Origin of the sequence: Rhodococcus sp. UNC363MFTsu5.1 (genome assembly GCF_000686785.1) — a bacterium.
In the GTDB taxonomy this organism is placed as follows: domain Bacteria; phylum Actinomycetota; class Actinomycetes; order Mycobacteriales; family Mycobacteriaceae; genus Rhodococcus_G; species Rhodococcus_G maanshanensis.
The window spans coordinates 1-22,517 of record NZ_JMLO01000044.1; the positions used below are offsets into that span (position 1 = coordinate 1).

Genomic DNA, 22,517 nt, shown 5'->3' on the forward strand with positions numbered 1-22,517 from the left:
CAAGAAGTCCAAGCCAAGTAAGGTCCGTCTACTGCTGAGTCCCAAAGAGGTTGAGCGCTACAACAGCTTGGCGCAGGGACTTGTGGACGAGGTCCGCGCCAAACGGAGAACTGTCAGGTCATTCGGCAGCTTGGATAGCTGTCCTAAGTGTGAGTGTGATGCGCAGTCGCGCAGGCTCGACACCTACAGCTATCAGCCGAAGGTGTACCTGTCGAACACCATCGAGCAGGAGGACACGGAGGGGTGGCCGCCTGGCGTAGTCCTCTCATGGTCGACGGGCCACATGGGAACGCTGAAGTACATGGCCTCAGGGTTTGAGGAAGAGGTTCTTGTGGTGACCTGCTCGGGGTGTGGATTCAGGTTGGGGAATGAATGGCCAGCAGATCACGTCGAGAGCGCGTGACCTGCGTGGGGTCGGGTATGTGATACGCTGTCGCTGAAAGCGAGTTGTCCCTTCGGGGGTGGCTCGCTTTTCGCGTGTCCGCCCCAGCCCTACCACTTCGCCTTGGTCAGTGACGCGGAGGCAAAGGGCGGGCACCGCAATCCCTGTCGGCTAGGAGCTGCTTCGTAGCGGCAACCTCACCGATTAGGAACCCCTGTAGCTGAATTGGCATTGCGCTTCGCCGTAGACGTACGGAGCACGAAGGCCCCTTGCGAGGGTGCGGGTTCAAATCCCGCCAGGGGAGCATGGGCCACTCTGCCCGGCACGTATGAAGGTGCCTATGGTCGCCGTTCCGGGGCGTCGTACCGGAGCCTACTTCTGGGAGGTCAGCATGGATCTGATCGAACATCTCGCCAAGCTCTCCACCGCGGTCACCGCCCGCGTCCTCCGCAACATGGCCGACGCCCTCGACCAACAGGCCGACACAGACCCGGTGCAGCCAGTCGTCATCAACATGACCATCAACATGAACGAAGCCCCGGCGCGAAAGCTCTTCGGGCGCAACACCTAGGAGACACCATGATCGGATCGATCGACCTCGACGACGTCATCACCATTGCTGGTGCGGTGTGGACGATCGGTAAGGCGTTGGCGCCGTACGTCCTCGACTACGTCGTACCGGCCATCGGCAGTCTGTCCTGAGCGGTCCTGGGGTTGAGTTAGCCGAAGCGCGAGAGGCGTACAACCGAGCGGCGCTATTCGGCGACAACTCCGACATTCAGCACGCTGAAATGAGGATCGCAGCTGCATTGAATCGGCAGGCCGAACTCGATCGCGTCGAGCACGCCGACTTCATTGCTGAGAGCCTCGTGGATCTTCCTGATCCACGCTGAACTATCAACTCCGAACCCCAGACTGCGGCACACCGCGCCGAGCGCCTTTCCCGCTCCGGCGAACCCCTCAGGGGAAGTGCCGCCCCTCCGGCTGTTGCAGCTCGCCAGCGCACGCCGAGGGAACCAGATGCCCGCGACCAGCTACCCCCCATTCCCGGCTGGTCGCGGGCATCCCCAAACCCCAGGAGGTCTGATGCTCGACTGGATCACCGCACGCATCGACGCCATCCTCCGCTGGATCATCCTCCGATGAGCGACATGTGGTCGTACGCCAGTACCCGCGACTACATGGATCACCTCACGGCGCTGTTCCTTGCGTCAGCCCCGCAACTGCCAACGCCACCGAGCCCAGCGCCGTGGCGTCACCAACTGCACGAGGACATCGACAGCGGGAGGTAGTCATGGACACCACCAGCCTCTACACCCTCCTCTACGACACCGAACACCGCCTCGAACAAGCGCGAGAAGCAGGCAACCCCAACGCCATCGCTGACCTCCTCACCGAGAAGGCAGCCATCACAGCCCGCATCGCAGACCGCACCTCACATGGGGCGGTGCAGTGATGCCCAGCCTGCACGATCAAATCCAAGACGTGCTCGCCAAGATCCGCCAGGCCAGGCGGGACGACAACCTGGCCGCCCTCGCCGTGCTCGAGCCACAAATGGCACGGCTGCTCGACCAGTTGCCCCGCACGGGGCGCACGTAGACCCGCACGGGACTGCGCACCCCAGACCCATTGCGAGGCCCGATGCCGCCCAAGCAGGAGCTCACCCCCGAGATTGAAGCGGCGATCCGCGAAGGCCACGCCATCGGCACCTCGCAAGCCGACATCAGCCGCACCCTCGGCATCTCGCAGGACATGGTGTCCCGCTGGGCCAAACGCCTCGGCCTGCTCTGGAACATCAGCCCCGCCGTCGCCGTGATGAACGACAAGACCCGCGAACGCCTCTCCGCGCAACGCGCAGTGTTAGCCGAAGCCCTCTTGGCAGACGCCATCGCCATGCGCGAACGCATCTGGGACACCTACGAGTTCGTCGCCTCCACCCCCGCCGGGCCGCAGACCATCAAACTCGACCTCCCCGACGCCAAAGCCACCGCAGAGTTCACCGCGGCCGTCGAACGCCTCATCAAGTCCCACGAGAACCTGACCCGCATGGGCGCCGGCCACAACGCCGACGCCGCAGCCAGTGTGCTCGTGCAGATGCAGGAAGCGCTCGCCCAGTTCGCCGCCGAACTCGACGACGAGGCGGCAGGGGAGTGACCCGCGGCCACGCCGCAGGCATCCTCGACCGCCTACCCCTGTCCCGCAAGCAGGTCCTCTCCATCGCCCGCGCCGAGGCCGACGCGTCCAAATCGCAGATCAACCTCTGGCACGGAGCCGTCCGATCCGGCAAGACCGTCGGCAGCCTGTGGAAGTTCCTGATGAAGGTCGCCGAACTCGCCGACCTCCCGGGCGAGATCGTTGTCATCGGCCGCACTCGAGACACCGTCTACCGCAACCTGATCGCCCCACTGATGGAGCCGGCCATGTTCGGTGCCCTCACGGAGCAGATCAGCTACAACCGCGGCGCCCCGACGGCGACGATCTTCGGGCAGACGGTGCATGTCATCGGCGCATCCGATGTGCGCTCCGAGGCGATCATCCGCGGCATGACCATCAAGCTGTCGTACTGCGATGAGATCAGCCTGATGGCCGAAGAGTTCGTGAACATGCTCGTGTCCCGGCATTCCGTGGCCGGCGCGTGGATGGGCGCGACGACGAACCCGGATGGGCCGAAGCACCCGCTCAAGGTGAGCTACATCGACCGGGCCGCCGAGATGGGGCACCGGATCTTCCACTTCAACCTGGAGGACAACCGGGCGCACCTGCCCGAGGGGTACATCGAGAACCTCTCGCGGCAGTACACCGGACTCTGGCATGACCGCTTCATCAAGGGCTTGTGGACGATGGCCGACGGCGTCATCTACGAGTCGTTCGACCCGAAGCGCCACGTCGTCGAGACACTGCCGGCCATGCAGCGAATCCTCTGCGTCGGCATCGACTACGGCACCACCAACCCGACTCGAGGAATCAAGCTCGGCCTCGGTGTCGATAACCGGCTGTACGCAATGGCCGAGTGGGCGCCCGGAAACGGCACCACCGCCGACCGATCCAAGAGTCTGCGGGAGTTCATCGCCACCGACACGCCCGACTACCTGTTCGTGGACCCGGCCGCGGCCGAGTTCAAGGTGCAGCTACAGCGCGACGGCTTCACGAACTACGCCAACGCAGCCAACAAGGTCGGTGCTGGCATCGGCCTCGTCTCCGCGCTGCTCTCCACCGACCAACTGCTCATCCACCACACGTGCACCGAGCTCCTCGGGGAGATCCCCGGCTACGTGTGGGACAAGAAGGCGGCGAAGAAGGGGGAGGACGCGCCGGTGAAGCTCAACGATCACGCTGTCGATGCCCTCCGCTACGCGGTCGCCACCTCCCGCCCGATGTGGCAGCCATTCATCCCGAACCTGCACGCCGCGAAGGCGTTGCCTGACGAACGAATCGAGGTGGCCGCGTGAGCCTTCCAGAGCCGAACACGGCATGGCCGCCGGCGGAGCTAGCCAAGGTCCAAGCCCGCACCGCCGAATCCCAGGTGTGGTGGGAAGGCGACCCCGACAAGCTCAACGCCTACTATGGCGCCGAGCGCAAGGCCAGCCCCTCCGGTGTCGTCGGCCGTACCCGCGCCGCCTACGACGCCTTCTGGGGTCGCACGCAGACGCCGACGGCGCAGGCGCCGAAGCGGTATCACGCGCCGATCGCCGGTGTCATCACGAAGCTGTCCGCGTCGGAACTGTTCAACGAGCCGGTGACCTTCGTGTCGGCCGACGATCAGGCGCGAGCGGACCTGATCTTCAACACCCCGACCTTCCACTCGCAGCTATTGGAGGCGGGGGAGCAGTGCTCGGCACTGTCCGGCAGCTTCCAGCGGGTCGTCTGGGACGACACCATCGCCGAGAACACCTGGCTGGACTTCGTTGACGCCGACCGCGCCATCCCCGAATTCCGCTGGGGTCGCCTGGTTGCCGTCACCTTCTGGTCCGAGCTCGACGGCTCCGACGACCGCGATGTGTGGCGCCACCTCGAGCGCCACGAGTCGGAGCGCGTGATCCACGGCCTCTACAAGGGCACCGCCACCAGCCTCGGCCGCTCGATGGACCTCGCAGCCCATCCCGCCACCAAGGGCATCAAGGTCGTCCTGGGAGCAGACGGCTACTCGCACGTTGAGACCGGCGTCAAGGAACTCACCGCCGCGTACGTGCCGAACGTGACCCCGAACCCGGAGTGGCGGCACGAGCCGAAGCTCAAGCACCTTGGCCGCGCCGACATCAGCACCGACCTCATCCCCAGCTACCACGAGCTGGACCGCATCTACTCCTCGCTGATTCGCGACTTCCGCCTCGGCGCCGGAAAGGTGTACGCGTCCGAGTCGGTCCTGCAGAACCTCGGCCCCGGCAACGGCGCCACGCTGCCTGACGGGCAGGAGATTTTCACCAGGGTCGGGAGCAGCTTCAACAGCGAAGGCGATCCGACCACCCTGTTCCAGTTCTTCCAGCCCGCCATCCGTGTCCTCGAGCATGACCAGGGCGGCAACATCCTGTTGCGCGAGGTCCTCCGCAAGACCGGCTACAGCCCCGTCTCGCTGGGAATGTCTGACGAGGTCGCGCAGACCGCGACCGAGGCGTCTGGCAAGAAGGACCTCACGGTCAAGACGACGACCGCGAAGGCCCGGCACTGGGGCAGCGCGCTCGGCCCGCTTTCCACCACCTGCCTGCGGGTGGATGCGATCAAGTTCCCCGGCAAGGGCAAGGCCCCGACCGAGGACCTCGAGTTGGAGTGGCCGAAGTTCGCCCGCGAATCCGACGAGGCCAAGTCCCGCACTGTGCAGGGCTGGGCGAATGCGGGCGCCGCGTCGACACGGACGAAGGTCGCGTACCTCCACGAGGACTGGGATGAGACCAAGGTCGCCGAGGAGGTCGAGCTGATCGACAAGGCGTCGGATGTTCCGGTACCGGACTTCGGCTTCCAGCCGGACGGACCACCCAAGCCGCCCGAGCAGTCAGACGAATCCGACGAGCCTGATGAGGTCGACCCGAAGGCGGTGTAGGCGATGGCGCTCGACCCGTCCGACGCCGCCGGCCTCCCCAATGAGCTCACCGCGATGTACTCCGAGGCTGAGCTCATGCTGCTGACGGCGTTGGCGGAGGCCATCGCCGCCGGCATTGACAGCCCGGAGTGGGAGGCGCGGCAGCCCGCGGAGATGCTCAAGTTCCGGCGGCAGGCGGAGGTGTTGGCCGCGCAGTTGCAGGCGTCGATGCCTGCGATGGTCACCGCTGCCGTTGCAGGTGCGGCCGAGATCGGCAGGCAGGCAGCCGACGACGACCTCGACGAACTCGACGAGGTCGACCCGAAGGCGGAACGCCCGAGGCGGGAGGCGCAGACGCGTCAGGCGACAGGGGAGGCGTGGCACACGCTCGCCACCGCCACCCAACGCCTGCCGTCCGCGGCGGGGGAGCTGTACGGGCAGGTGGTCGCGAACATCCAAGCCCGAAACGTCGACGTCCCGCACGCCCGCCCAACCAGGCCCGGGCTGCTCGGTGCGCCGACGGCCGAGGGAACGCGCCTCGACGCCGCACAGCAGGCGCTCGACGAGCTCACCAAGCGCGGCATCACCGGGTTCCGTGACAGCTGCCAACGCAACTGGTCACTGACCAGCTATGTGGAGATGAAGTCCCGCAGCATCGTCAACCAGGAACTCATCGCAGCCCACGCGGACAGGTTGCTCGAGCGCGGACAGAACCTGATTGTCGTGTCGTCGCACGCGAATCCGGCGCCGCAGTGCCAGCCCTACGAGGGCCAGGTGCTCAGCCTCAATGGCGAGACGGGCACCGTGATCCGACCGAACGCCACCGGCGGCCCCGCGGTGAAAGTGCGGATCAAGGCGACCCTCGCCGATGCCCGCCGTCATGGCTTCCAGCATCCGAACTGCCGCCATGCCGTCACCGCCTACATCCCCGGCGCATCACGCACCTTCACGACGAAGCCGAACCCCGAAGGGTATGAGGCGACGCAACGGCAACGGTTCCTCGAGCGCCAGATCCGGGACTGCAAGCGTCGCGCCGCGGTCGCCGTCACCCCGGCAGCGAAACGCGAACAAGCCCAGCGCCTCAAGGCCCTCAACGCCACCATGCGCGCCCACCTCGCCGAACACGACCTCCCGCGCCGCAGCCGCCGCGAACAGGCCACCGGCGCCCGCTAAGACTCCCGCCGCACGGCGGAACTGCAACACCGCACCACCCACCAGCCCCCGCCGCATGGCATCCGGGGCGAACGCCGCATGGCATCACCCCGAAGGAGAGAACGCATGGCGAACACTCAGCCCGATGAAGGCTTCCGGCTGCTGATCGGCGCCGGAGACGGAGTCGGCATCGCGACCGGCGACCCGGCTCCCGATGCCCCGCCCGCCGAGGACCCCGTACCCGCGGACCCTGAGGCGCCCGCGGCTGAGAAGCCGAAGGCGGACGACACCGACTGGAAGGCCGAGTCGCGCAAGCACGAGGCCCGAGCCAAGGCCAACGCCGAAGCCGCCAAGGAACTCGCCAAGCTCAAGGCCGCGCAGATGACCGATGACGAGAAGCGCGCCGCAGAATCCGCGCAGACCGCCAAGGAACGCGACGAGGCCCGCGCCGAGCTCGCCATCGAACGCGCCGCACGCAAGCACGGCATCACCGACGACAAGGACCTCGAGCTTCTCTTCGGCATCCCCGCCGACAAGGTCGACGCCCTCGCCAAGGCCCTCTCCGAACGCAACAAGCCCGCTCCGGCTGGCCGCTCCGGCAACCCCGTCGAAGGCGAAAAGCCGAAGCGCACCCCGACCACCCTCACCGGCGCCATCGGCGCCCACTACGCCTAACCGCCCAGGAGGCACCCAATGGCACCCACCACTCTCGCCGAGGCGAAGAACAACACCCTCAACGACTACGACCCCGCGGTCATCGACGAGTTCCGCAAGGAATCCGCCGTCCTCGACTCCCTGATCTTCGACGACGCCGTCAACCCCGCCGGCGGTGGAGCGACACTCACCTACGGCTACCGGCGACTGGTCACCCAGGCGACCGCCGCGTTCCGTGCCCTCAACACCGAGTACACGCCGCAGAACGTCACGACCGCACCGTTCACCGTCGACCTGGCGCCCCTCGGTGGCGCGTTCGAGGTGGACCGCGTGATCGCCAAGCTCGGCCCCAACGCCTCCGCCGCGGTGTCGCTGAACCTCGCGCAGAAGATCAAGGCCGCGACCACCAAGTTCCAGGACGAGGTCATCAACGGCGACAAGGCCGTCGACGCCAACGGCTTCGACGGACTCGACAAGGCACTGACCGGGTCCGCCACCGAGTTCCGGGCCACCAGCGTCACCGACTGGACCGACTTCGACACCAACCCGCGTGCCGAGCACAAGGCCCTCGACGCCATCGACGAGTGGCTGTCGCTGCTCGACGGAACCCCGACCGTCATCCTCGGCAACACCAAGGCACTCGCCCGGGTCCGCGCCGCGGCCCGCCGCGCCGGCCAGTACACCAAGGACCCGGTCGAGGGTCTGATGGGTGCCGGCGGCCGCCCCATCGTGCGGGAAACCTACGGCGGAATCGTGTTCGCCGACCCGGGCAACCAGGCAGGCGCGAACACGCCGATCATCCCGGTCGAGAACCGGACCGTCGGCACCGCGCAGACCGGCCTGACCGATCTGTACGCCTACCGCGGCGGGCTCGACGGCTTCCACGCCGTCACGGTCACCGGCGGCCAGATCGTGCAGACGTGGCTGCCCGACTTCTCCACCGCCGGTGCGGTGAAGAAGGGCGAGGTCGAGCTCGGCCCCGTCGCGGTCGCGCTCAAGGCCACCAAGGCGGCCAGCGTGTTCCGCAACATCAAGGTCGCCTGATGGCGGCTGTTGAAACCCCCGTCGCGGGGTACACGGGCGCCGTCGCGGGCGTGCAGTTCGTCGACGGCAAGGGCGAGACGGACGACGCGAACGCGCTCGCCTACTTCGCCCGTCATGGCTACGTGGTCGAGGAGCGCAAACGCGCCACGCGGAAGCCCGCTGAGCTGTAACACCTGATGCCCGCCCCCCGCGTCGCCTGATCGCGGCGCGGGGCAGGCGGGACCAAGACGTTGATGGTTGGCGCGTCAACACGCACGGGCAGACATTCATCAGAACTGCGTGAAGGCCGCTTGGGGTGTGCAACGCCCGTGACCTTTCCACCCTGCAGCAGCGCGTCCTGCGCGCCAACCACCAACACCCCGAGGAGGATTCGTCGTGCTCGTGTACGCCACACCCGCACAGCTCGCCACCTGGACGGGGCAGCCCGAACCGGACAACGCCACAATCCTCCTCCGTGAGGCGTCGATCCTCGTCGCGTCGGCGTGCCGCTGCGACGTGTACGACACCATCCCCTCCGGACTCCCAGCCGATGACGACCTCGTCGAGGCGATGATGCAGGCCACCTGCGCGCACGCCGCACAGTGGGACCGGCTCGGCATCGACCCGGCCGCCGGCCCCGGTGGACTGCCGGAGAAGATCACGGCCTCGAGCATCGACGGCGCATCCGTCTCCACGAACGCGGGAGAGCTCGCCGCGGAGGCGGCACGTTCCCTCGACACGCTGTGTCCGTCGGCGTATCGGATTCTGCGTCTGGCGGGTCTCGCGTCGTCGGCGGTGCAGTCATGGTGACCGATCCGCTCGCCCAGTGGTGGCGGTGGCCGGTACAGGTGAAGCGGAAGGCCGGTGAAGGCCCGTACGGTCCCGCGTTCGATCCGCCCGTGACGGTGGTCGGGAAGATCACCGCGAAGCGCAAGAAGGTGCTGGCGCCGGACGGCTCGGAAGTCATCTCCGAAGCCCGCGTCTCCCTGCCAGCGTCGACCGCGCTGATCCCGCCCGGGTCAGAGATCACCCTGCCGCCCGAGTTCAGTGGCCGGACAGCGGAAGTCCTCGCCGAGCAGCTACACCACGACGGCGCAGGCCGCACCCCGAACTACTACTCGGTGGACCTGACCTGATGGCGTTCGACGCCAGCCGCGCCCTGCAGGCCATTCGCGCCGCCGCCGAGCAAGGCCTCGCCGACGCCGCTGAGGTCGTGAAGCAGGAAGCCATCGAACGGGCTCCCGTCGAAACCGGCGTCCTCCGCAACAGCGCAGGCACCGCACAAGAGGACCTCGAGGCGGCCGTCTATTTCGACACCGAATACGCGGTGGTGGTCCACGAGAACCTCGGCAGCCACCACCCTGAGGGTGAGGCTAAGTACCTTGAAAATGCAGTCGTGGCTACGAAATGGACTGTAGCAGCGGTGATTGCAGAGTCGATTCGTCGACAACTCGGGTAGAATCAGGCACTAGAAAACCCCGCGACTGCGCCAACAGTCCGGGGCCGTGACCACCGCTTACAAGGAGCGATGATATGGACAACTCTACCTGTTCATTCGACGGCTGCGATACCGCTGTCCATCCCACGCGAAACAAGTCGGGAATGTGTAAGCGATGCTCTCGCCGCGATTACTACCGTCGGAACAAAGTCAGGGAGAACGCGCAGAACAAGGCGTACCGAGAGGCTCGTCCGGAGTACTGGAAAGAGCGCTGGCAGGAGTTCTACACGGTCAACTACGACGAACTCAAGGCCAAGCGTAAAGCTCGTTATGACTCCGACCCGGAGAAGTACCGAGAGGTCAGTTCCGAGTACAGGCGCCGGAATCCGGGAGTGTCCGACCGGTGGAGGAAGCAGAATCCGGAACTCTGGAAGATGCGCAACCGGGAGAACGCCCGCAGGCGTCGGGCGACCGACGGCGATCCTGTTGATTACGAGTTGATCCTCGCCGAACACGGCATGGTCTGCCATATCTGCGACGGCGACATCGCGGACGTGTCCGACCTCCATTTCGACCATGTGATCCCACTGTCTAAGGGTGGACCTCATATTGCCGAGAACATCAAGCCCTCCCATGCGAGGTGCAACCTCAGTAAGGGCGCTCGCACGATCGCCTGACCTAGCCCCACATCGAAAGCCCTGCCGATCCGGCGGGGCTTTCGTCGTTCAAGGGAGGCCACATGAAGGCGTACAGCGTTGACCTCGTGGTTGGCCTCGCCGAACACCTCGCCGCGGCCGGGTTGGCACGGTACAGCCCGACCGGCATCTACACCGGCGAAGGCTTGCCAGCGGTTTTCTTCGGCACCTTGCCGGACAAGCCGGACACGGCCGTCCTCATCAACACCTACAACGACGACCGGGAACGCGACGACGACAGCCCGGACCTCTACGTGCAGATGCGATTCCGCACGGCGGGCCGCAACCCACACACCACGCCGCGCCTCGCCGACGACGTATTCGAACACCTCCACGACCGCAGCAACTTCACGCTGCCGAACGGGGTGCAGGTGCTGCTCTGTCGGCGCCACATCACCGGCCCGAACGCACCCGATGCCAACGGCCGCTACACCCGCCCCGACAGCTACACCCTCACCCTCAACCCCTCCTAGGAGACACCCATGTCCCTCGCATCAACTCTCGCCCGCGACTGGGCGCTCGAAGTCGAAACCGCCACCGGCACCTGGACCCCCGTCCGCGGCCTCACCTCCGTGTCCCCGATCTTCGAGGGCTCCGAGGAGGACACCTCGGACATCGACTCGGAGGGCTACGCCTCGTCCATCGTGACCGGCCTCGCATTCCGCATCGAAGGCTCCGGCAAGCGGAAGGGTGACGACAGCGTCGGCTTCGTCGACGACCCGGGCCAGAACTTCCTCCGCCAGAAGGGCCGCAAGACCGGCTCCGAGAACTACGTGCAGGCCCGCATCTTCCGACGCGATGCGCTGCCGGACGCGCACCAGTGCGAGTGCACCGTGAAGTGGACGGACAGCGCGGCGTCCGGCACGAACGCCCTGCAGGAGTTCTCGTTCACCCTGTCCGGCAACGGCAAGCCCGAGGACATCACCAAGCCCAGCCAGCCGAAGACCGTCACCTTCACCGGCGGCCCGTTCACCGCGGGCACCTTCACCCTGACCGTCGCCGGGCAGACCACGGCAGGCATCGCCTACAACGCCACTGCCGCGGCGATCAAGACGGCCCTCGAGCTGCTGTCGACCGTCGGCTCGGGCAACGCCACCGTCACCGGCACCATCGCCGGCGGCCTGACCGTCACCGTCCCCGGAGTCCTGTCGGGCACCGGCTCCGGCCTCACCCCGTCGGGCACCATCACCGTCTCCTGATCCTGGCCTCACTGAGGGCGTCACCCATTCAAGGTGGCGCCCTCAGTGGCCTGCACCGAAAGGCGACCTGATGCAAGACCTCGCCGACCTCATGGACCCGGCACTACACCTCCCCATCGCAGGAACCGACTACGCCATTGAATGCACCGCCTGGCAGGGCCTGCACCTGCAGCGCATCTTCGTCGACGGCATCAGCCTGAACGACGAACGCGAGCGCGCAGAGATCGTGCAGATGCTCGGCGACACCTACCAGCAGATGCTCGACGATGGCGTGTCCTGGCCGAAGATCGCCGTAGCTGGACGTACCGCGATCTTCTGGTTCGGGCACTCCGAAGCCCTCGGCCAGAAGATTTGGGAAGGCGGCGGACTGCCGGGAAATCCGATACCCCCATCACCAAGACAGACGGCGATGGGGGAGAAGCTCCGCAGGATCTTTCGGCGCCCGGAACGTACGGACCGGACGATCCTGGCGGCGGCCCGTACGACCCCGCGACCGGCGTAAGGGACTGGTACAACCCCACCCCCGGTCAGGCCCGCGGCCCCCTCACTCTTGCGACGTGGGCTGACTTCCTCACGCATTGGCGGGCAATCGAGCTCGACCTGCAAGACATGGGCATCGACGTCGAATCCGGCGTCCTTCACGCCCGCTCGTGGCGGTGGCTGCAACTGCGCCTCGGCGCACTCGCCACCACCCCATCGACGCGGCTACACGCCCTCCTCAACCCGAAAGGCCAGTGATGGCGCTCAAGGACCTCGAGACGTTCTTCGACCCCGACCTGCACCTGCCGATCCGCGGCAAGACATACCGCATCGCCGCCCTGGACTACGACGAATCCGAGCGGGTGCAGCAGGAGGTCGTCACCGCAGGTCTGCCGTCCCTCGTTCAGCGCGCCGAGGTCGTCAAGGTCCTCGGTGACGCGTTCGACGAGATGGTCGCGGACAAGGTGCCGTGGCCGATGATCCTGCACGCCGGCCGCACCGCCATCCTGCACTTCGGATTCACCCCCGACATGGCCGAAATCCATTGGGGCATGGCACACCTCGGGCGAATGGTCGACCTCGAAAAGGTCTCCGAAATGCTCGCCACCAAGCAGAAGAAGTAACCCCTGGGAGGGCTGACCCTTGGCGCTGGACGTTGGCGAACTCGTAGCCCGCCTCACAATCGACGACACCCGATTCACCCGCGGTATCGACCAGGGCAAGAAGGACCTGACCGGACTCGCTGACACCGCGAAGAAGTCCGCGAAGGACATCGACGCCGCGATCCTCGGCGCGACAGGCGGCACCGCGAAGCTCGGCAAGGGCGCAGCTGATGCGCGGCAGGACCTCACCCGGCTCGGCTCCGCATCCTCCGACGTCGACAAGGTCGGCGGCTCCGCCAAGCGGGCCGTCACCGACCTGTCTGCCGTCGGCACCGAGGCACGCAAGGCCACCTCGGAGGTCGGCAAGCTTGGCACCAGCCTGTCCAGCGCAGGCGACGGCGCAAAGGCCGCCGGCGACAGTGTCGGCACTAACTTCTTGTCAGGGTTCTCCGACAAACTCGGCAGCCTGGCGTCGAAGACTGGCCCGGTCGCTGGGTCCATCCTCGGCATCGCCGTCCTCGGCCTTGCCGCGGGCGCTGCGCTCGCGCAGGCCATCAAGGACGGCATGCAGGCCGAACTGGACCGCGACCTGTTCCAGGCGCAGACCGGGCTCACTGTGGACCAGGCCCGCAAGTTCGGTCTCGCCGCGGGAGAGTCTTACGCCGATGCGTTCGGCGAGTCCGTGAACGGAAACCTGCAGACCGCGAAGGCGGCCCTACAGACTGGCCTCCTCGACCCCGGATCGACGCAGCGTGACGCCGAGCAGATGATCAACAGCCTCGACGGTGTCGCTTCAATTATCGGCGAGGACATCCCGAGGGTCGCCCGATCAGCAGGCCAGGCTCTCAAGACCGGCATGGCTGCCGATGCACAGGACGCGTTTGACCTCATCGTCAAGGGCACTCAGATGGGCCTGAACGCATCCGAAGACTGGCTCGACACCATCGACGAATACGGCACGCAGTTCCGTCAGTTGGGACTGTCGGGTGCTGAGTCAATCGGCCTGATGTCCCAGGCACTCAAAGCTGGCGCTCGCGATACCGACACAGCGGCTGATGCCTTGAAAGAGTTCGCCATCCGTGCTGTCGATGGAAGCAAGTCGAGCGCCGAAGGCTACGCAGCTATTGGGCTGTCGGCCGAGGAGATGACGGCGAAGATCGCAAACGGCGGCGCCGATGCCTCCGATGGCCTACGTCAGGTTCTCGACGGTCTTCGTCAGATCGAAGACCCTGTGGCCCGGAACGCCGCTGCTGTGGCTCTGTTCGGCACGAAGGCTGAGGATCTCGGCCAAGCGCTGTTTGCGATGGACTTGAACACCGCGACGAAGTCGATGAATGACTACGAGGGCGCCGCGAAGCGCGCTATCGACGTGATGGGCGGAAATGCGGCCACCTCTGTCGAGGGCGCCATGCGGTCCATCTCGATGGTCGCCGACGGCATGAAGGCGTCTCTCGCGGAAGCGTTCGGCCCGCAGATCGCCGAGTGGGCCGACAAGATCAGCAACAACCGTGCTGGGGTCGTGCAGTTCTTCATCGACGTCGGCAACGCTGGTTTCGAGGCGGCACAGTCGATCCTTGAGTTCGTCGCGTCGGGCATGGAGGGCTTCGGTGACCTCGCCGGGTCCGCGGGCGACATGGTCGCCGGCACCCTCGACAGCCTTGCCTCTTTGGTTCAGGGCATCGACGCAGTTGCTTCCGCCATCCCCGGCCTCAACTTGCTTGTTGATGGCGACGGGGCCGACAAAATCCGCGACCTCGCCGACTCTGTCCGTGGCACTGGCGAAGGCATCGAAGGCGCCATGACTCAAGGCGCCGACGCGATCCGCAACAAGCTGATCCCCGCGCTAGACGAGCAGCAGGCGAGGTTCAACGAGTTCGGCGGCGACTTCAAGATGTCCGCCGCGTTCAACGACGAAATCACGAAGGTCAACAAAACCATCGCCGATGTCGGTATTGCCGCCGACGGGTCAACTCTCCAGCTGCAGAACTGGTCCGGCGCCATCGACCGTTCCGTGCCTGCGCAGGTGCAGATGGAAGCCCAGCTCCGCGGCCTGGTCGGACAGTTTGAGGCGCAGACCCGGACCGGCCTCGAATCTGGAGCCACCATCGAGCAGTTGACCGGGCAGTACGACGCCAACCGTGACGCGTTGATCCGGCAGTTGATGGCGACTGGGATGACCAACCAGGGCGCATTGGACTACATCAACACGCTCGGTCTGGTCCCTGATCTTGTGGAGACGCAGATCCGGCAGCCTGGGATGCCCGAAGCGCACTCGGCTTTGGACGTTCTCAAGGGCAAGGTCATCGACGTCCCGGATGACAAGACCGTCCACACCAAGGCCCTCACGCAGGATGCCGTCGACAACCTGACAGCCCTCGGGATGAAGGTGACCACCCTGCCTGATGGAACGGTCATCGTCGAGGCGGACACCGATCCGGCTAACCGTTCGATGACGGCGTTCCTCGAGCGTGAGCGCTCAATGACGGTTTGGGTCGACATCAAGAAGCGTCGCGATGCTGCTGGTGTGCCGGAGGGCTTCGTCGGACCAGCAATCCAGGATGTCGAGGCGAACGGCGGTGTCCGCGAGTACGCCAACGGCAAGCTGCCGGACGAGGCGATCATCCAGCCTGGCCGCGGCAAAGGTCTGGTGCAGTGGGCCGAAGGCGAAACAGGCTGGGAAGCGTTCATCCCCGGCGCCCCGTCGAAGCGTGGCCGTTCGACGGCGATCCTCGCGGACGTCGCCAAGCGGTTCGGCTTCGGGCTGGTGAAGATGGAAAACGGCGGCGTCTTCGACGGCGACGCCGCGGTAAACGTGGCGAAGTCGAAGGACGGCGAAGCCTACGTCTACGGCACCAACGACTGCTCCAGCTACCTGTCCGAGGTGTTCAACGCCGGAACCGGGCAATCGGTTCGATTCACCACTGACAGCGACTTTGCGGCGATGGGCTGGGAGCCGGGCTACGACCCTGACGGCTTCTCCATCGGCACCAACGGTGGCGTCGGCGAGAACGGCCACATGGGCGGCGACCTCTTCGGAGTGCCTATCGAAAACGATGGGTCCAATGGTGTGCAGTACGGCGGAAGCGCCAATGGTGCTACGTCGTTCCCGCAGGTGTGGCATTGGCCCGGCGCATCGGGAGGCGGTAACCCCACCTCCGATCAACTGGCGCAGGCGGATCGGATGGTCGAGGACGCTCTCGCCGCCGAACTCAACGCCTCCGGCCCGAGCAAGGCGGACGCCACGAAACGCCGCGAGATGCTCGAGAAGCAGCGCGACAAGCTCAAGGGCGGCGCGACAGGTACCACCGATTCGGGGGTGTCGTTGTCGACGGACGGGCAGCGGGTGTTTGTCACCAACTGGCCGTCCGGCGCCTCCGCGGAGGTGACGGCCAAGTCTGCGCCATCACCCTCGAGTGGCGGCGGCGGTGGAGGTGGCGGGGGCCGTAGTTCGGCGCCTGCGCCCGCGACGTCGTTCACCGCGCCGCCGACGCCGCAGCAACGGCTGTCCGACTGGGCGCAACAGGCAGGACCGGACCTCGCCGCCGCATGGGGCCTCCCCAAGCCCGGCGGATTCCTCGGCGCACTAATGGGCCCCGAGGTCAGCGACGCCGCCAGCCAGTTCGCCGGCAACGTCACCCAAGGCGCCCAGCAATGGCAACCCGGCGTGCAGATCGAAAACCACGTCACCGTGTCCAGCGACCAGGAACAGCTCCGAAGGTTCGAGGAGCTCAACAAGAGACTGCTTGCGCAGTTCGGAGGTGCAACGCCGTGACGCTCAATGTCTCCATCCTTGGCGCTGGCGGTGGACCTGAATTGCATGTCGGTGGCGACGGGGCGGGCGCCGAAGGTGTCCGCCTCGGCAAGGGGCAGGTGGAGAACTTCTACCACGCACCAACGACCACCGAATGGAAGAGGGCACGCCGCCAGCGCGGAGGGTCATTCGCCGGGCTCGAAAACCCCTACCGCGACATGCAACTCGGATTCCGCACCCGAGGCAGCGACGGGCAGCGTTGGCAGGAAACGGACGATCTGCTGCGATCCTGCTTCACCTACCATCTTGATCCCTGGTGGGAGGGTGACACGCTGGCTCGGATCGCGGTGGAGAACGACGACGACACCCGCACCCTGTCGGTGCAGATGTTCGAGGAACCGGCCTTCGCGCCCGAGATGAGCCCGGACCGCCTGCAGTACGGGAACATCTTCTACAAGCTGCGTGCTGCGCAGCCGTTCTGGGAGTCCAAGACCGACGTCACTCATTGGGAGACGTCGGGAACGTCCGGGTCGGGCACGATCGCCGTGTCGAATCCGACCGACGTCGAGATGTTCCAGACATGGGTGCTCACGCCCGGAACCTGGACGGTCCCTGACGTGTCATGGACAGGCCAGCCGCGGAAACGAGTCCCGGGCGGCGCGTACGGGACGAGGACTATCCCCCTCAAGCCCGTCACGACCGCGATGCAAACGCTGACAATCCAACTCGACCCGATGCACGTGATGATGCAGTCGGCCAACGGCATCAACGTCATGGGCCAGGTCGGCGGCGGCTACTACTTCATGCACACCATCCCCCCGCACACCCCGAAGACGCTGCTCCCGATCTCTGTGACTGGCGCCCCGGCTGGCGGGGCTCGGGCGGAGCTGCATCAGCCGCGACTCTGGTCAAACTGCCACGGAGGTAGATGATGGCGACTGCTCTTGAGCAGGCGTGCGCGGACGGACTCGCCGCGGTCCGCGCACGCGAAGCGGAACTGCAGGCGTTCCGGCTGATCGCTCCCGTGATCAAGCTGTGGTCCGGGAAGAAGTCGGACCAGCTGCAGTACATCGTACGATGTGAGAACGAGTACGACTGGCTCGACAACGAGAACGACACCGGCCCGGGTGTTGTCAAGATCGACGCCGACTATGAGGAAGCCCAGTGGCTCTGGGACATCAAGGGCCGCAAGGACCGGGGCGAGACGATCGACGTCCTCGTCACCGTCGACTATGTCGGGCGTCGTTGGTCGGGGTTCCTCGACAACGTCACGATGGCGACGAACGACCTCGGGCAGTCCATCGTCACCGCTAATTTCCTCAGCGACTACGAGCAGCTGAAGTGGCGTCACCTGTGGGCGACGCCGTCCACCCCGGCGGGCTTCCAGCCGTTCAAGGTGTTCATGCTTGGAGGCCCTACCGACTGGGCTCTTGGCACGGCGCTCAAGTTGAACCTGGCTCGGGCGCACGGACGGCCGTCGGGCATGGGGTGGATGGACCCGCTCGCCGACGGGTCCGCCGATTACCGAAACTGGCCGATCGTCCTCAAGCCGCTGGACTACGAGACCGCGGCGACGCGAGGCACGACCACCGGCCTCGTGCTGTCCCGGTTCAAGACATTCCATGAGTGCGCCGAGTCGATGTTGGACGACGCGGACCTCACGCTGCGGTGGCGCCGCTACATGCCAGGCGACGCCCTGCCGTGGCCCGGCGCCCAGGTCGCATACGGCACCCTGGTCGTCTGGTTCGAGAACAACTCCGGCGGACTGACACCGAACACCTCCGGCGGACTCCTCGAAGGCATCGGTCAACTGATCCGCATCTTCGTGTCCGCGCTCGTCGAGGGTATCGGCGGCGGATCACTGCCCATCGAAAACTCCGAGCAAGCCATCGTCGGCATCCCGCCGATCCCGCAGTATCAGGTGCCGGGCTATTTGGGTACGGAGCCGAGAGGCCCGTACGTGTTCTATCCAGCCGGGTCGCCTGGCGTGGTGTCGCAGTCCGCGAACATCAAGCTTGCGCGAGGTCATCGGCTCACTGGCGGCGGGCACTCGATGCCCGGCGTCAACGAACTCATCTCCGCGGCGGTGCAGGCCCTTGGCGATGCACTGGCAGCGATTCCGTTCGTACCACCTCTAGGGGGTGCCGCTGACGCCCTCTTGCGCCCCTGGTACGAAGACACGCTGCTCGCGTTCATGACCGTCTACCTGATCAACCGGTCGACGCACCTGTCCGACATGAGCCTCTACGAGCTGTGGGTGGACGGAGCCGATCAGGCATTCACTCTGTCGGCCACCCTCGTGCTGCGCCAGGCGATGCTGGCGACCGAGACGAAGTACTCGGCGGACATGGAAATCGTCGACGGCGCACCGTGGCTGGTTGGCGCCAAGGGCTTCGGGCATTTCGACCTCGGCAATCGCATCCTCGTGCAGACCGAGGGCGACAGGTCGGGTCGGGTTGAGGCGCCGCGGGTGAAGTCGCTACGGCTCTCGGCATCGGTCGGTAAGGCGCCCGCCTTCGCGATCAAGCTCGGATCGAAGGACCCGGTCGACGCGTTCGGACAAGTACTCAAGCGGATTCAGAAACTGGTGTCCGGACTAAAGCAAATGGGGCTGATCTGATGAACGACAAAGAGTTGCCCACGATCGACAAGTGCGACCTCAGCGACCCAGAGGAGGTGTTCCTCTGGACCTACCTCGGACTGCCTGATGTCATCGGCGCTCCCCTGGTGTGGCCTATTCCGTTCTGGCGCAAGGTATCCGCACATCAGATCGACTGCGGGCTAATGCTGCAGTGCCCGAACTGCGGGCACCGCGAGCCGCCGAAGAAGAAGTACCGCATCGACGCCACCGAGGATCTCATGATGGGCGGCGGCGGCCGGTGGGTGCCGGCGGACGAACCGGAACCGGGGCGGGACGTCCTGGGCGAGAAACTGTCCACAGTCAGCAAGGACATCCGGCGCAAGATGCTAGCCCGCCTGCAGGAGGAGTTCCCGGACGACCCGGCACTCAAGGATGGGGGCGAGTCGTGACTGTCCCCGGCGGCGGATATCCCGAGGGCACATTCGATGACGACCTGTCCGGCCTTGACGGTCTGAACGAGGCCGCGTGGAAGAACCAGAAGCTCGGCGGTATCGGCAGCTTCGACACCGCGCACGAGAACTTCAAGTCCGAGTTCATCTCCGCGCAACTGTTCGGTGGCGAGGTGGTTCGGCTCGATAACCGCATCGACGAGATCATCATCGGCTCGGAGCGCGCCCTGCTGTACACGTACAGCGAGGCTGCTGTGTGGCCGAAGCATCCCGCCGCGTACAAGATCGTGGTTGACGTCCTCTCTGGCGCTACCGGCGGCACACAGCCGTCTGGTGCGCCTGGTGCTGGCGGATGGTCCGGCGGCTGGGAGCGGGCCACCTTCGCCGGTACGGACCTTGAGGATCTTCCGCCGGCAATCTCGGTGACCATCGGCGCCGGTGCCGGGCCCGGTGGGACGCCTGGGGTGTCGCGGTTCGGCACGTTCGTCACTGCGGGCGCGGCGACGAACAGCAACTACGGCTCCGGGTCGCGGACGTTCATGATGCGTGGCGGCAACGGTGGTGGCGAAGCGACGAACGGCGCGGACGGGTCGGCTGGACCATTCCGGCCTGGTGCGTCGGGCGGCCAGCGGGCCAACGGCACCGGCGGCCACGGCCACCCCGGCGGCCACGGATTCTCCATCTCGGCGGGTCAGATCGGCACTGGCAGCGCAGGTGGCGGCGGCGGCGGTGGCTGGGGTGTCTTCTCGGCTGGCGCTTCTGCTGGTCATGGAGGTTGGCCCTCAGCGCCCGGCGGCGGCCGCGGCATGGGAACTCAGGGTGGCGGCACGTCTGGCAATGGTGCGGGCGGCGCAGTGTTCGTCACCGCGTATCTCGCGGACACGCTGGGTATCCCGCCGTCCACTCCTACAGGGCTCGCCGTATCCGGCGTCGGCAAGACGACCGCGCACGTCTCCTGGAACGCCTCGATCGACGACGTCGCCGTCAAGAACTACGTCATGTACCTCAATGGCGAGCGCTACGGCGTCGTCACCTCAACGTCCTGGGACTTCGTCGGTCTCGCCGCCTCGACCGCCTACCAGGTCCGCGTCCAGGCAGTCGACATCGGCGACAACGTCTCCGAACTCTCCGCACCAATCAACTTCACGACGACCGCATAGGAGGCCGCATGGCTACCGCTGAAATGGTGGTCGACGGGCTGCCCGGGTTCGCTGGCCTGGCAACGCTGTACCGCATCGACCCACCCATCCAGGGGACTGACCACCTCATCGTCTACCACCGCCCACGGATGGCTGGGCAGCCCGGACAGATGACCGTCGTCTTGGGCACTGCTGGAGGCGTCGTCTATGGCCGCGAAGTCCGCCCCCAGCCGGGCACCTACACCACCGACGAACCGAATCACGCGCTCGCCCTGCAGCTCGCGGGCGGATACACGATCACCACGCCCGAAAGGGGAAGCAACCCGTGACCTACTTCGATATCGACTGGGCGCCGCGATTCAACTTCGGCGGGCCGCGCTCAATCGGCGGTCTCCTCGGCACGTGTCTGCACACGTCGGAGGGGAACCCGAACATCGGCGCCGAAGGGCTGGCGAACTACCAGCTGAACTCGCAGACCGGCTCCTACCACGTGATCGTGGACCTGACCGGAAAGCGCCTGCGGGAGAACTCCGACGACTGGATCACGTGGTCGTCCGGCAACCAGGGCAACAACCTGCTCCTGCACCTGTGCTTCACCGCCCGCGCCGACTGGACCCGCGAACAGTGGCTCGCACAGGACAAGATGCTGCGCGCCGGCGCGACCGTCATCGCGCACTGGCACAAGACCCACAACTGGCCGATCCGATGGGTCGGCGTCAACAGCCTGCCCGGCGTCACCACCCATGACGCTACGCGGGCATGGGGCGGCACCGACCACACCGACCCCGGCCCGAACTTCCCGCACGACGTGTTCCTCAACATGGTGCGCGCCGCCATGAACCCCACACCACCCGCAGGAGGCGGCATGAACCACGAGCAGAACATCAACGAGCAGCTGACCGGATCGAAGAACGTGGGGGAGTTCCCGGGATGGAAGCAGCTCGGCAACCGAACGGTGGTTGACGCTCTCGCGGCTATCGGGCACAAGCTCGGCATCGACGGATTCGAGGCGAAGTGATGAGACTTCCCAAGATGACGCCGGAGCGGAGGGCGTGGGCGTACGACATCGCCCGCGCCCTCGGACTCTGCCTCGCTGCGATCGGCCTGGTCGCCGCCGACACCATGCAGGTGGTGCTCCTCCTGGTCGCCGCGATCCTTGGGTTCGGCGGCAACACCCTGGCAGCCCGCCACGTCTCACCCGGACCCAGCGACGGCCACCCCAACCCGCCGGCGGTGGCCGGGTGACAGTGCTCCAGGCCCTCGGCGCGATCGGCCTCGGCGCCGTCCTGACCGCGGTAGTCGGGGGCGTGTTCGCGTTGCGCAAGACCCGATCCGAGTCGGGGAAGCTCGACGCCGAAGCAGCGCAGACCATCGCCACCGCTGCCGCCTCTCTCGTCGCCCCCATGTCCGCGCAGATCGGCGCCCTTGAGCAGCGCGTCGCCGGAGCCGAGCAGCGGGTCGATGCCCTGGAAAAGGACAACCGGCGCAAGACCGGAGTGATCCGAGACTTCCTCACCTGCGGCGTCCCCGCCTGCCCGATCGTCGCCAAGGCACCCGCCGACATCCGAAACGAGGTGTAGTCGATGACCATCCTCACCGCGAACGTCCGCGACATCGAGGGCGCCGACGACATGACGGTGTTCAAATTTCATGTCCCCATCATTCGTGGCACCGACCCCACCGGCGCCGGCGTCGTCACCACCCGCACCTACCGTGTCCAGGCCGAGGAGGGCATCCTCACCACTCCCGACCTGCAGCCCGGGCCGTGCACCCTCAAGGTTCACGCGAGTGCCTACGCCATCGATATCCCCGACTCGCCGACGCCGGTCCTGCTGTGGCCGCTGATCGATGCCGCAGCACCACCGCCCGCTACGACGGAGGGGTTCGTACGCAACGGCGGCGGAATCTCCCGGTCGCAGCGGATCACCGTGTCTGACTACGCGGCGCTGGTGACCCCG

The 22,517-nt window shown here is 66.3% G+C and carries 30 protein-coding genes and 1 pseudogene; all 31 read left to right on the forward strand.

What is annotated here, in order from left to right:
• The coding region (locus BR31_RS32000) for a hypothetical protein (protein ID WP_037178134.1) at positions 1-403 on the forward strand (403 nt) is incomplete at its 5' end.
• A gap of 189 nt (positions 404-592) precedes the next feature.
• Positions 593-686 (forward strand): annotated as a pseudogene (locus BR31_RS31685).
• Positions 687-773: 87 nt separating this feature from the next.
• The gene (locus BR31_RS0124190) at positions 774-953 is read left to right on the forward strand and encodes a hypothetical protein (RefSeq protein WP_156042604.1); all 180 of its coding nucleotides are present in this window, start codon (positions 774-776) and stop codon (positions 951-953) included.
• Positions 954-961: 8 nt separating this feature from the next.
• Positions 962-1,084, forward strand: coding sequence for a hypothetical protein (locus BR31_RS32515; protein ID WP_269321364.1), 123 nt, complete (start codon positions 962-964; stop codon positions 1,082-1,084).
• Positions 1,085-1,676: 592 nt separating this feature from the next.
• Positions 1,677-1,838 carry a hypothetical protein gene (locus tag BR31_RS31690; protein ID WP_156042605.1) on the forward strand — a complete coding sequence of 54 codons (162 nt, stop codon included), beginning with the start codon at positions 1,677-1,679 and terminating at the stop codon, positions 1,836-1,838.
• Positions 1,838-1,981: a hypothetical protein gene (locus BR31_RS31695; protein ID WP_156042606.1), complete on the forward strand. Its 144-nt coding sequence runs from the start codon at positions 1,838-1,840 to the stop codon at positions 1,979-1,981. The genes BR31_RS31690 and BR31_RS31695 overlap by 1 nt, the downstream gene beginning before the upstream one ends.
• 42 nt (positions 1,982-2,023) lie before the next feature.
• Positions 2,024-2,536, forward strand: coding sequence for a hypothetical protein (locus BR31_RS29920; RefSeq protein ID WP_051637710.1), 513 nt, complete (start codon positions 2,024-2,026; stop codon positions 2,534-2,536).
• Complete coding sequence (locus BR31_RS29925; RefSeq protein ID WP_231496688.1) at positions 2,533-3,831, forward strand: hypothetical protein; 1,299 nt, start codon at positions 2,533-2,535, stop codon at positions 3,829-3,831. The genes BR31_RS29920 and BR31_RS29925 overlap by 4 nt, the downstream gene beginning before the upstream one ends.
• Positions 3,828-5,417, forward strand: coding sequence for a hypothetical protein (locus BR31_RS0124230; RefSeq protein WP_027503240.1), 1,590 nt, complete (start codon positions 3,828-3,830; stop codon positions 5,415-5,417). Before BR31_RS29925 ends, BR31_RS0124230 begins: the two co-directional genes overlap by 4 nt.
• Positions 5,418-5,420: 3 nt before the next feature.
• On the forward strand, positions 5,421-6,569 hold the full coding sequence (locus BR31_RS29930; protein ID WP_051637711.1) for a phage minor capsid protein: 1,149 nt from the start codon (positions 5,421-5,423) through the stop codon (positions 6,567-6,569).
• Between the two features lie 105 nt (positions 6,570-6,674).
• Positions 6,675-7,223, forward strand: coding sequence for a hypothetical protein (locus BR31_RS0124240; protein ID WP_027503241.1), 549 nt, complete (start codon positions 6,675-6,677; stop codon positions 7,221-7,223).
• 18 nt (positions 7,224-7,241) lie between these two features.
• Positions 7,242-8,246 (forward strand): major capsid protein, encoded by a 1,005-nt coding sequence (locus BR31_RS0124245; protein ID WP_027503242.1) that lies wholly within the window; start codon positions 7,242-7,244, stop codon positions 8,244-8,246.
• Complete coding sequence (locus tag BR31_RS31700) at positions 8,246-8,416, forward strand: hypothetical protein (RefSeq protein ID WP_156042607.1); 171 nt, start codon at positions 8,246-8,248, stop codon at positions 8,414-8,416. The genes BR31_RS0124245 and BR31_RS31700 overlap by 1 nt, the downstream gene beginning before the upstream one ends.
• Positions 8,417-8,621: 205 nt before the next feature.
• Positions 8,622-9,035: a hypothetical protein gene (locus BR31_RS0124255; protein WP_027503243.1), complete on the forward strand. Its 414-nt coding sequence runs from the start codon at positions 8,622-8,624 to the stop codon at positions 9,033-9,035.
• Positions 9,029-9,361, forward strand: coding sequence for a hypothetical protein (locus BR31_RS0124260; RefSeq protein ID WP_197023703.1), 333 nt, complete (start codon positions 9,029-9,031; stop codon positions 9,359-9,361). The genes BR31_RS0124255 and BR31_RS0124260 overlap by 7 nt, the downstream gene beginning before the upstream one ends.
• Positions 9,361-9,684, forward strand: coding sequence for an HK97 gp10 family phage protein (locus tag BR31_RS0124265; protein ID WP_027503245.1), 324 nt, complete (start codon positions 9,361-9,363; stop codon positions 9,682-9,684). Before BR31_RS0124260 ends, BR31_RS0124265 begins: the two co-directional genes overlap by 1 nt.
• A gap of 74 nt (positions 9,685-9,758) precedes the next feature.
• Positions 9,759-10,340, forward strand: coding sequence for an HNH endonuclease (locus BR31_RS32005; RefSeq protein WP_197023704.1), 582 nt, complete (start codon positions 9,759-9,761; stop codon positions 10,338-10,340).
• Positions 10,341-10,402: 62 nt separating this feature from the next.
• Positions 10,403-10,831, forward strand: coding sequence for a minor capsid protein (locus tag BR31_RS0124275; RefSeq protein ID WP_027503247.1), 429 nt, complete (start codon positions 10,403-10,405; stop codon positions 10,829-10,831).
• A 9-nt stretch (positions 10,832-10,840) separates the two neighbouring features.
• Positions 10,841-11,557 (forward strand): phage tail tube protein, encoded by a 717-nt coding sequence (locus tag BR31_RS29935; RefSeq protein WP_037178137.1) that lies wholly within the window; start codon positions 10,841-10,843, stop codon positions 11,555-11,557.
• Positions 11,558-11,627: 70 nt separating this feature from the next.
• Entirely contained in the window at positions 11,628-12,059 is a 432-nt protein-coding gene (locus BR31_RS29940; protein ID WP_051637712.1) for a DUF7426 family protein, read from the forward strand.
• Between the two features lie 235 nt (positions 12,060-12,294).
• Positions 12,295-12,660, forward strand: coding sequence for a DUF7426 family protein (locus tag BR31_RS0124295; protein ID WP_156042608.1), 366 nt, complete (start codon positions 12,295-12,297; stop codon positions 12,658-12,660).
• A 19-nt stretch (positions 12,661-12,679) separates the two neighbouring features.
• Positions 12,680-16,411, forward strand: a complete 3,732-nt coding sequence (locus BR31_RS30790; protein WP_051637713.1) for a phage tail tape measure protein — start codon at positions 12,680-12,682, stop codon at positions 16,409-16,411.
• Entirely contained in the window at positions 16,408-17,322 is a 915-nt protein-coding gene (locus BR31_RS0124305) for a hypothetical protein (RefSeq protein ID WP_027503249.1), read from the forward strand. The genes BR31_RS30790 and BR31_RS0124305 overlap by 4 nt, the downstream gene beginning before the upstream one ends.
• Complete coding sequence (locus BR31_RS0124310; protein ID WP_027503250.1) at positions 17,322-19,010, forward strand: Gp37-like protein; 1,689 nt, start codon at positions 17,322-17,324, stop codon at positions 19,008-19,010. The genes BR31_RS0124305 and BR31_RS0124310 overlap by 1 nt, the downstream gene beginning before the upstream one ends.
• A complete protein-coding gene (locus BR31_RS30795; RefSeq protein WP_051637715.1) occupies positions 19,010-19,420 on the forward strand; it encodes a phage gene 29 protein family protein in 411 nt (136 codons plus the stop codon). Before BR31_RS0124310 ends, BR31_RS30795 begins: the two co-directional genes overlap by 1 nt.
• Positions 19,417-20,580: a fibronectin type III domain-containing protein gene (locus tag BR31_RS0124320; protein ID WP_027503251.1), complete on the forward strand. Its 1,164-nt coding sequence runs from the start codon at positions 19,417-19,419 to the stop codon at positions 20,578-20,580. The genes BR31_RS30795 and BR31_RS0124320 overlap by 4 nt, the downstream gene beginning before the upstream one ends.
• Positions 20,581-20,588: 8 nt before the next feature.
• Complete coding sequence (locus BR31_RS0124325) at positions 20,589-20,888, forward strand: hypothetical protein (protein ID WP_027503252.1); 300 nt, start codon at positions 20,589-20,591, stop codon at positions 20,886-20,888.
• On the forward strand, positions 20,885-21,577 hold the full coding sequence (locus BR31_RS0124330; RefSeq protein ID WP_027503253.1) for an N-acetylmuramoyl-L-alanine amidase: 693 nt from the start codon (positions 20,885-20,887) through the stop codon (positions 21,575-21,577). The genes BR31_RS0124325 and BR31_RS0124330 overlap by 4 nt, the downstream gene beginning before the upstream one ends.
• Positions 21,577-21,804 (forward strand): hypothetical protein, encoded by a 228-nt coding sequence (locus BR31_RS0124335; RefSeq protein WP_156042609.1) that lies wholly within the window; start codon positions 21,577-21,579, stop codon positions 21,802-21,804. Before BR31_RS0124330 ends, BR31_RS0124335 begins: the two co-directional genes overlap by 1 nt.
• A complete protein-coding gene (locus tag BR31_RS0124340; protein ID WP_027503255.1) occupies positions 21,801-22,139 on the forward strand; it encodes a hypothetical protein in 339 nt (112 codons plus the stop codon). The genes BR31_RS0124335 and BR31_RS0124340 overlap by 4 nt, the downstream gene beginning before the upstream one ends.
• 3 nt (positions 22,140-22,142) lie before the next feature.
• Positions 22,143-22,517, forward strand: a 375-nt coding sequence (locus BR31_RS0124345) for a hypothetical protein (RefSeq protein ID WP_027503256.1), incomplete at its 3' end; no start/stop codon positions are given.

Bases quoted from the DNA above. Each gene is read 5' to 3' on its own strand.
- BR31_RS0124190 (WP_156042604.1), top strand. From the start codon at position 774: ATGGATCTGATCGAACATCTCGCCAAGCTCTCCACCGCGGTCACCGCC.
- BR31_RS32515 (WP_269321364.1), top strand. From the start codon at position 962: ATGATCGGATCGATCGACCTCGACGACGTCATCACCATTGCTGGTGCG.
- BR31_RS31690 (WP_156042605.1), top strand. From the start codon at position 1,677: ATGGACACCACCAGCCTCTACACCCTCCTCTACGACACCGAACACCGC.
- BR31_RS31695 (WP_156042606.1), top strand. From the start codon at position 1,838: ATGCCCAGCCTGCACGATCAAATCCAAGACGTGCTCGCCAAGATCCGC.
- BR31_RS29920 (WP_051637710.1), top strand. From the start codon at position 2,024: ATGCCGCCCAAGCAGGAGCTCACCCCCGAGATTGAAGCGGCGATCCGC.
- BR31_RS29930 (WP_051637711.1), top strand. From the start codon at position 5,421: ATGGCGCTCGACCCGTCCGACGCCGCCGGCCTCCCCAATGAGCTCACC.
- BR31_RS0124240 (WP_027503241.1), top strand. From the start codon at position 6,675: ATGGCGAACACTCAGCCCGATGAAGGCTTCCGGCTGCTGATCGGCGCC.
- BR31_RS0124245 (WP_027503242.1), top strand. From the start codon at position 7,242: ATGGCACCCACCACTCTCGCCGAGGCGAAGAACAACACCCTCAACGAC.
- BR31_RS31700 (WP_156042607.1), top strand. From the start codon at position 8,246: ATGGCGGCTGTTGAAACCCCCGTCGCGGGGTACACGGGCGCCGTCGCG.
- BR31_RS0124260 (WP_197023703.1), top strand. From the start codon at position 9,029: ATGGTGACCGATCCGCTCGCCCAGTGGTGGCGGTGGCCGGTACAGGTG.
- BR31_RS0124265 (WP_027503245.1), top strand. From the start codon at position 9,361: ATGGCGTTCGACGCCAGCCGCGCCCTGCAGGCCATTCGCGCCGCCGCC.
- BR31_RS32005 (WP_197023704.1), top strand. From the start codon at position 9,759: ATGGACAACTCTACCTGTTCATTCGACGGCTGCGATACCGCTGTCCAT.
- BR31_RS0124275 (WP_027503247.1), top strand. From the start codon at position 10,403: ATGAAGGCGTACAGCGTTGACCTCGTGGTTGGCCTCGCCGAACACCTC.
- BR31_RS29935 (WP_037178137.1), top strand. From the start codon at position 10,841: ATGTCCCTCGCATCAACTCTCGCCCGCGACTGGGCGCTCGAAGTCGAA.
- BR31_RS29940 (WP_051637712.1), top strand. From the start codon at position 11,628: ATGCAAGACCTCGCCGACCTCATGGACCCGGCACTACACCTCCCCATC.
- BR31_RS0124295 (WP_156042608.1), top strand. From the start codon at position 12,295: ATGGCGCTCAAGGACCTCGAGACGTTCTTCGACCCCGACCTGCACCTG.
- BR31_RS0124310 (WP_027503250.1), top strand. From the start codon at position 17,322: ATGGCGACTGCTCTTGAGCAGGCGTGCGCGGACGGACTCGCCGCGGTC.
- BR31_RS30795 (WP_051637715.1), top strand. From the start codon at position 19,010: ATGAACGACAAAGAGTTGCCCACGATCGACAAGTGCGACCTCAGCGAC.
- BR31_RS0124325 (WP_027503252.1), top strand. From the start codon at position 20,589: ATGGCTACCGCTGAAATGGTGGTCGACGGGCTGCCCGGGTTCGCTGGC.
- BR31_RS0124335 (WP_156042609.1), top strand. From the start codon at position 21,577: ATGAGACTTCCCAAGATGACGCCGGAGCGGAGGGCGTGGGCGTACGAC.